The organism is Tepidimonas fonticaldi (assembly GCF_007556755.1).
Classification (GTDB): Bacteria; Pseudomonadota; Gammaproteobacteria; order Burkholderiales; family Burkholderiaceae_C; genus Tepidimonas; species Tepidimonas fonticaldi.
This window is the reverse complement of sequence record NZ_VJOO01000001.1, coordinates 256,439-264,496: the sequence shown is the minus strand read 5'-3', so window position 1 is coordinate 264,496 and position 8,058 is coordinate 256,439. Positions and strand designations below refer to the sequence as shown.

The 8,058-nt window shown below is 65.2% G+C and carries 6 protein-coding genes and 1 pseudogene; all 7 read left to right on the top strand.

Annotated elements, in window-relative coordinates:
- Nucleotides 1-122: 122 nt before the first annotated feature.
- Nucleotides 123-347, top strand: a pseudogene (locus Tfont_RS01145) (AMP-binding enzyme); the annotation flags it as partial.
- Between the two features lie 143 nt (nucleotides 348-490).
- Nucleotides 491-1,792 (top strand): branched-chain amino acid ABC transporter substrate-binding protein, encoded by a 1,302-nt coding sequence (locus Tfont_RS01140; protein WP_260682220.1) that lies wholly within the window; start codon nucleotides 491-493, stop codon nucleotides 1,790-1,792.
- Nucleotides 1,793-1,943: 151 nt separating this feature from the next.
- Nucleotides 1,944-2,960, top strand: coding sequence for a branched-chain amino acid ABC transporter permease (locus tag Tfont_RS01135; RefSeq protein ID WP_068606406.1), 1,017 nt, complete (start codon nucleotides 1,944-1,946; stop codon nucleotides 2,958-2,960).
- Between the two features lie 19 nt (nucleotides 2,961-2,979).
- Complete coding sequence (locus tag Tfont_RS01130) at nucleotides 2,980-4,272, top strand: branched-chain amino acid ABC transporter permease (protein ID WP_143968135.1); 1,293 nt, start codon at nucleotides 2,980-2,982, stop codon at nucleotides 4,270-4,272.
- A 1-nt stretch (nucleotide 4,273) separates the two neighbouring features.
- On the top strand, nucleotides 4,274-5,074 hold the full coding sequence (locus tag Tfont_RS01125; RefSeq protein WP_068606402.1) for an ABC transporter ATP-binding protein: 801 nt from the start codon (nucleotides 4,274-4,276) through the stop codon (nucleotides 5,072-5,074).
- A 36-nt stretch (nucleotides 5,075-5,110) separates the two neighbouring features.
- Complete coding sequence (locus Tfont_RS01120; RefSeq protein WP_068606399.1) at nucleotides 5,111-5,809, top strand: ABC transporter ATP-binding protein; 699 nt, start codon at nucleotides 5,111-5,113, stop codon at nucleotides 5,807-5,809.
- Nucleotides 5,810-5,932: 123 nt separating this feature from the next.
- Nucleotides 5,933-8,050, top strand: a complete 2,118-nt coding sequence (locus Tfont_RS01115; RefSeq protein WP_143968134.1) for a 3-hydroxyacyl-CoA dehydrogenase NAD-binding domain-containing protein — start codon at nucleotides 5,933-5,935, stop codon at nucleotides 8,048-8,050.
- Nucleotides 8,051-8,058 lie beyond the last annotated feature (8 nt).

The window sequence follows — 8,058 nt, the reverse complement described above, 5'->3', positions numbered from 1 at the left end:
CTGCAGCATGATCATGATGGTGGCGCGCTCTTCGGCGCTCAAGTGCTGGTAGCGGGTTCCCATGGGTCGGCGGCAGGGTCGGGTACAAGGCAGATCAGGGGTGTTGCACTTGATTATTGACTCCGCCCCCCAAGTGGGACGAACGCCCGATCGTCGTCGTGGTCAAAAAACCCGGTGCCGAGGTCACGCGCGAGGAGCTGCTGGCGTTTTACGAAGGCAAGCTCGCCAAGTGGCAGATCCCCGACGACGTGGTGTTCGTCGATGCGATCCCGCTGGGCGCCACCGGCAAGATGCAAAAGGTCAAGCTGCGCGAGATGCTGGCCGACTACCGCCTGCCGGGGCTTTGAGTCGCTTGCCGCGCCACGACGAAAAAGTGTCACCCCAATGACAGTCGCCAAGGTGATAACTCTGCGGGGTTTCCCTGATCGCTGCACCGCAACAGACGGCTAAGCTCGATTCCGTTCCACCACCCATAAAAGGAGACAAGCGCATGAAGTTCGCATTCAAAACCCTCGCGGTGGCCGCCATGGTCGGCCTGGCGCTGACCAGCGTGGCGCAAGCGCAAAATGCGCGTCAGGCCAAACGTGAGCAGGCGTCCGCCGCCTCGAACGCCCCGCTGGCGGGGCAGACCGTCAAGATCGCCTGGATCGACCCGCTGTCGGGCCTGATGGCGCCGGTGGGCTCCAACCAGGTCAAGAGCTTTCAGTTCTTTGCCGAAAAGTTCAGCGGCCCCAACAAGCACAACCCCGCCGGCGTCAAGTGGGAGGTGGTGCCGTTCGACAACAAGCTCAGCCCCGCCGAGAGCCTGACGGCGCTGCAATCGGCCATCGACCAGGGCATCCGCTACATCACGCAGGGCAATGGCTCGTCGGTGGCCGGTGCGCTGATCGAAGCGGTGGCGCGCCACAATGCGCGCAATCCGGGCAAAGAGGTCGTCGTCCTGAACCACTCGGCGGTCGATCCGGACTTCACCAACAGCAAGTGCAACTACTGGCACTTCCGCTTCGACGCCGACACCTCGATGAAGATGGAGGCGCTGACCACCTTCATGAAGGACGAAACCAGCGTCAAGAAGGTCTATCTGCTCAACCAGAACTATTCGCACGGCCATCAGGTGGCCAAGTACGCGAAGGAACTGCTGGCGAGCAAGCGGCCCGATATCCAGGTGGTCGGCGAGGACCTGCACCCGCTGGCGCAGGTGCGCGACTTCGCGCCCTACATCGCCAAAATCAAGGCCTCGGGCGCCGACGCGGTGATCACCGGCAACTGGGGCTCGGACCTGGCGCTGCTGGTCAAGGCCGCGGTCGAGGGGGGCTACAACGGCAAGTTCTACACCTACTACGCGGGTGTCACCGGCACGCCCACGGCGCTGGGGCAGTCCGCCGCGGGCAAGGTGTATCAGATCTCGTACAACCACTACCACATGGGCGGCGAGTACTCGCAGTGGCAAAACGAGTTCCAGAAGAAGTTCAACGCCGATTTCTACACGGGCTCGGTCATCCACATCTACCGTGCGCTCAGCGAGGCGATGGCCCGGGCCAAGTCCACGGATCCGGTCAAGGTCGCCAAGGAGCTGGAGGGACTGAAGTTCACCAGCTACAACGGTGAGGTCGAGATGCGCAAGACCGACCACCAACTGCAGCAGCCGCTGTACCTGTCGCGCTGGCAAAAGACGGACAACAAATTCACCTACAACGTGGAAAACACCGGCATGACGTTTGCCTTGGTGCGTGAATTCCCGTCCTACGTGTCCAGCACGCCCACCAGCTGCGCCATGCAGCGGCCCAACTGATGCGGGCGGGGGGCATCGCCCTCCGGTCCGTACACCACCTTTCCCCGCCGTCTCGACGATCCGGGCGCGCCGACTGGTCGGTCGTGCCCGGGTGGGGCGGGTTTTTGCCCGCCGTCGGTGTTCCTCGACCCTTTCGCGTGACGCCCCTGCCATGGAATTCGTCATCGTCTCGCTGCTCAACGGTGTGAGCTACGGGCTGTTGCTGTTCATGCTCAGCTCCGGGCTGACCCTCATCTTCTCCATGATGGGGGTGCTCAACTTCGCCCATGCGAGCTTCTACATGCTGGGGGCGTATGTCGCCTATGCCCTGTCCGGCATCGTCGGTTTCTGGCCGGCGCTGCTGATCGCCCCCGTGCTGGTCGGGGTGGCTGGGGCGCTGTTCGAGAAGTACAGCCTGCGCAAGGTCCACAAATTTGGCCATGTGCCCGAGCTGTTGATCACCTTTGGCCTGTCGTATGTGGTGTTGGAGCTGGTGCAGCTCGTCTGGGGCCGCACGGCGGTCAACTTCCGCCCGCCGGAGCTGCTGCAAGGGCCGGCGTTCACCCTGATCCACACCCCGCAGGACACGATGGCATTCACCTGGGGCCGTGCGGCGGCAGAGTTGTGCCAAGACGCGGTGTGCACGCCGTTTCCGGCCACGCGGGCGTTCATGATGCTGGTGGCGGTGTTGATGCTGGTGGGCCTGTGGCTGCTCATCACCCGCACCCGCGTGGGGCTGGTCATCCAGGCGGCGCTGAGTCACCCCCATATGGTGGAGGCGCTGGGGCACAACGTGCCGCGCGTGTTCATGATGGTGTTCGGGGCCGGCACGGGGCTGGCGGGTCTGGCCGGCGTGATCGGTGGCAGCACCTTCGTGACGGAGCCGGCCATGGCGGCAACGCTGGGTTCACTGGTGTTCGCGGTGGTGGTGATCGGCGGTCTGGGGTCGCTGCCCGGGGCTTTTCTCGCGTCCCTGCTGATCGGCGTGATCCAGACCTTCGCGGTGGCGATGGACCACTCGATCGGATCGCTGCTGGAGGGGCTGGGCCTGGCCTTGTCGGAATCGATGCGCAACAAGGATTTCCTGCGGCTGACCCTGTCGCAGGTGGCGCCGGTGCTGCCCTACCTGTTCCTCGTGCTGATTCTGATTTTCCGCCCCAAGGGGTTGCTGGGCACGCGCGACCACTGATCCCTGCGAGACGAGAACCATGAGCAAGGCTTATTACCAGTTCAAGCCCTACAACGTCGGGCGCTGGATCATCTGGACGCTGTTCGCGCTGGTGCTGCTGCTGGCGCCGCAGGTGTTCACCAGCAACCTGTCGATCAGCATGCTGGCGCAGATGGGCATCGCCATCATCGCCTGCCTGTCGTACAACCTGCTGCTCGGCCAGGGCGGCATGCTCAGCTTCGGCCACGCGGTCTACAGCGGGCTGGGCTCGTACGTGGCCATCCACACGCTGCTCAAGGTGTCCGCGGGGACATTGGCGGTGCCGGTGTCGCTGATACCGCTGATTGGGGGCGTGGCGGGCTTTTTCTTCGCCATCCTGTTTGGCTACGTCACCACCAAGAAGTCGGGCACCCCGTTTGCCATGATCACGCTCGGTGTCGGCGAGCTGGTGTTCGCGCTGTCGCTGATGTTTTCGGACTTCTTCGGCGGCGAGGCGGGCATCAGCGCCAACCGCGTGGTCGGCGACCCGGTGCTGGGCATCACCTTCGGTCCAGCGGTGCAGGTGTACTACCTGATCGCCCTCTACACCTTCGTCTGCGTGGCGGCCATGTACGCCTTCACCCGCACGCCGCTCGGGCGCATTCTGAATGCCGTGCGCGACAACCCGGAGCGGGTGGAGTTCGTCGGCTACAACACCCAGGTCGTGCGCTATCTGGCGTTCATGATTTCGGGATTTTTCGCCGGCATCGCGGGCGGGCTGGGCGCGATCCAGTTCGAGATCGTCACGGCCGAGGTGGTCGGGCCGTTGCGCTCGGGCGCCTACCTGCTGTTCACCTTTCTGGGCGGGGCGACGTTCTTCTTCGGGCCCATCATCGGCGGTGTGCTGATGGTGCTGGCGCTCGTGCTGCTGTCCGAGCTGACGAAGGCGTGGCTGCTGTACCTGGGGCTGGTGTTCCTGTTCATGGTGATGTATGCGCCGGGTGGCATCGCCGGCCTGATCATGATGAACCTGCGGGTGGCGGCGTTCGGCCGGCTGCGCGAGCTGTGGGTCAGCTACCTGGCCCTGGCCGTGACGGGGTTGGTGGCCCTGCTGGGGGCGGGCGGCGTCATCGAGATGGTGTACCACCTGCAGCTCAATGCGGCGATCGGCCCCGAGGTGCAGTACCTGGGCGCGACGCTCGACACCCGTGCGGTCGAGAGCTGGTTTGGCTCGGTGTTCGTGATGTTGACCGGCATCGGCCTGTTCGAGGTGACGCGCCGGCGCTTCCGCGAGCACTGGAGCGCGATCCAGATCGACATCGAAAAGGAAATCAAACGGCGGGAGATGGCCTGACATGCACACCACCCCCAACCCCTCGGACACCCCCGCGCTGGAACTGCGCGACGTCTGGAAGCGCTTTGGCAAGACCGAAATCATCCGCGGCGCCAACCTGGCGGTGCGCGCCGGCGAGCGCGTCGCCGTCATCGGGCCCAACGGCGCCGGCAAGTCCACGCTGTTCAACCTGATCAGCGGGCGCTTCGAACCCTCCAGCGGCGAGATTCTGCTCAACGGCCAGCGCATCGACGGCAAAAAGCCATTTCAGATCAATCGACTGGGGCTGAGTCGGAGCTTTCAGATCACCAACATCTTCCCCAAGCTCAGCGTCTTCGAGAACCTGCGCTGCGGAGTGCTGTGGAGCCTGGGCTACCGCTACACCTTTCTGAAGTTTCTGGCCGACCTGGACGATGTCAACGAGCGCGCCGAGGAACTGCTGGACCGCATCGGGCTGCACAAAAGGCGCGACACCCTGGCGATGAACCTGACCTACGCCGAGCAGCGCGCGCTGGAGATCGGCATCACCATCGCCGGTGGCGCCAACGTGATCCTGCTCGACGAGCCCACCGCGGGTATGAGCAAGAGCGAGACGAAGCGCTTCATCGAGCTCATCCGCGAGGTGACGGTGGGCAAGACGCTGCTGACCGTGGAACACGACATGGGCGTCGTGTTCGGCTTGGCCGACCGCATCGCCGTCGTGGTGTATGGCGAGGTGATCGCCTTCGACACGCCCGAGGCGGTCAAGAACAATCCGCGCGTGCAGGAGGCGTACCTGGGCTCGGTGCTGGCCGAGCAGCAGGCCGCCGAGGCCGCGCACTGAGCCGCGACGCGGCGACGCAACCCCATTTGCCTCACCATGCTCGAAATCGACAACCTCCACGCCTTCTACGGCAAGAGTCACGTGCTCCACGGTGTGCATTTCAAGGTGGCGCCCGGCGAGATCGTGGCGCTGCTGGGGCGCAACGGCTCGGGCCGCTCGACCACGGCCAAGGCCATCATGGGCCTGGCCGACGCCGAGGGTGACATCCGCTGGAAGGGCCAGCGCATCACCGGCCTCAAGCCCTACGAAGTGGCCCACCTGGGCATCGGCTACGTGCCCGAGAGCCGCGACATCTTCCCCAAACTGACCGTGCACCAAAACCTGATGCTCGGGCAGAAGCGTGCTGGCAAGGGCGGTCGCTGGAGCTTCGACGACATGTACGCGATGTTCCCACGCCTCAAGGAGCGTCAGCACACCGAGGCGGGGGTGATGTCCGGCGGCGAGCAGCAGATGCTCACCCTTTGCCGCACGCTGATGGGGGATCCGGACCTGATCATCATCGACGAACCCACCGAAGGGCTGGCGCCCAAGATCGTCGAGCTGGTCGCCGAGTACCTGCGCACGCTCAAGGCCAAGGGGGTGTCGGTGCTGCTGATCGAGCAGAAGTTGACGATCGCCCTGCAGATTTCGGATCGGGCACTGGTCATGGGGCACGGCAGCATCGTCTTCGACGGCACGCCGGAGGAGCTCAAGGCCAACCCCTACGTGCGCAAGGAGTGGCTGGAGGTGGGCTAAGCCCGCCGCCGGCAGACAAACGCGCGACACCCGGCGGTGGGCGACGAACCGCTGTCGACCTAGAATTTCTTCAAAACCGAACGACCGTTCAGTTTTGTCCGTCATCGCTTTCGAGGAGGCACCATGACCGCTCATTACCAGGTCCACGGCGACGTGGCCGTCATCACCCTGGACAACCCGCCCGTCAACGGGCTGGGCTTGTCCACCCGCCAGGCCATCGCCCAGGGGCTGGACCGGGCGAACGAGGACACCGCCGTGCGCGCCATCGTGCTGACCGGGGCCGGCAAGGCCTTCTCGGGCGGGGCGGACATCAAAGAGTTTGGTTCACCCAAGGCCTACCAGGATCCGAACCTGCTGAGCGTGATCCTTGCGCTCGAGCACTCGGCCAAGCCGGTCGTGGCCGCCATCCACACCGTCTGTATGGGCGGCGGGCTGGAGCTGGCGCTGGGGGCGCACTACCGCATCGCCGCGCCCGGCACCAAGGTGGCGCTGCCGGAGGTGAAGCTCGGCCTGATCCCCGGCGCGGGCGGCACGCAGCGCCTGCCGCGCGTCATTGGGGTGGAGGCGGCGCTCAACATGATCGTCAGCGGCGAGCCGGTGGCGAGCGAGCTGCTGGCGAGCCTGCCGGGGCAGAAGCTGTTCGACCGCATGGCGACCTCGGCGGCGTCGCTGCTGGACGAGGCGCTGGCGCTGGCGCGCGAGGTGGCGGCGCAGCATGCCGCCGGCGCGCCGCTGCCGCTGGTGCGCCACCTGCCGTGCCGGCATCCGCAGGGCGACGCCTATTTCCAGTTCGCGCGCAACATGGTCGGTGCGCAGGCCAAGCACTACCCGGCGCCGCTCAAGTGCATCGACGCCGTGCAGGCGGCCACGACCAAACGGTTCGACGATGGGCTGGCGTATGAGCGCGAGATCTTCGTCAACCTGATGAACACCCCGGTGTGCATGGCGCTGCGCCACCTGTTCGTCGCCGAGCGTGCCGCCAGCAAGATTGCCGACGTGCCCGAGGACACGCCGCTGCGCGAGATCCGTCAGGTCGCCGTGATCGGGGCGGGCACCATGGGCAGCGGCATTTCGATCAACTTCCTGAACATCGGGCTGCCGGTAACGATACTGGAGACCAAGCAGGAAGCGCTCGACCGCGGCGTGGCCCACATCCGCTCGGTGTACGAAGGGCAGATCAAGAAGGGCAAGCTCAAGCCCGAGCAGGCCGAGCAGCGCCTGGGCCTGCTGCGCACCACGCTGTCGTACGACGACATCCGCGATGCCGACATCGTCATCGAGGCGGTGTTCGAGGACCTGGAGGTCAAGCGCCAGGTGTTCGAGCGGCTCGACGCGGTGATGAAGCCGGGCGCGATCCTGGCCACCAACACCTCGACGCTGGACGTCAACAAGATCGCCGCCTTCACCCGGCGGCCGCAGGACGTGATCGGCACGCACTTCTTCAGCCCGGCCAACGTCATGAAGCTGCTGGAGGTGGTGCGTGGGGCGGCCACCGCGAAGGATGTGCTGGCCACCGTCATGGCCCTGGGCAAAAAGATCAAAAAGACCTGCGTCGTCAGCGGCGTGTGCGATGGCTTCATCGGCAACCGCATGATCGAGCAGTACAGCCGGCAGGCCGGCTTTTTGCTGGAGGAGGGCTGCACGCCCGAGCAGGTGGACCGCGCGATCGAGAAGTTTGGCTTTGCGATGGGTCCGTTCCGCATGGGTGACCTGGCCGGCAACGACGTGGGCTGGTACATCCGCAAGCGCCGCTATGTGGAAAAGCCCCACCTGCGCTACAGCAAGATAGCCGACCGGCTGTGCGAGATGGGCCGCTTCGGCCAGAAAACCGGCGCGGGCTGGTACGACTACCAGCCGGGCAAGCGCGACGCCATCCCCAGCCCGGTCGTCAACCAAATGATCGAGGACTACCGCAAGGAGCTGGGCATCACCCCGCGCAAGATCAGCGACGAGGAGATCGTGCAGCGGCTGGTGTTTGCGCTGGTCAACGAGGGCGCGCACATCCTGGAGGAAAAAATCGCCGCGCGCGCCAGCGACATCGACATGGTGTACCTGACCGGCTACGGTTTTCCGGCCTGGCGCGGCGGGCCGATGCACTACGCCGAGCAGTTCGGCCTGTTCAACGTGATGCAGGCGATGAAGCGCTTTGCCAAAAACCCGCACGACGATGCTGCTTTCTGGCAGCCCGCGCCGCTGATCGTCCGCCTGGTTGCCGAAGGCAAGGGTTTTGCCGCCGTCTGACGCTGGCC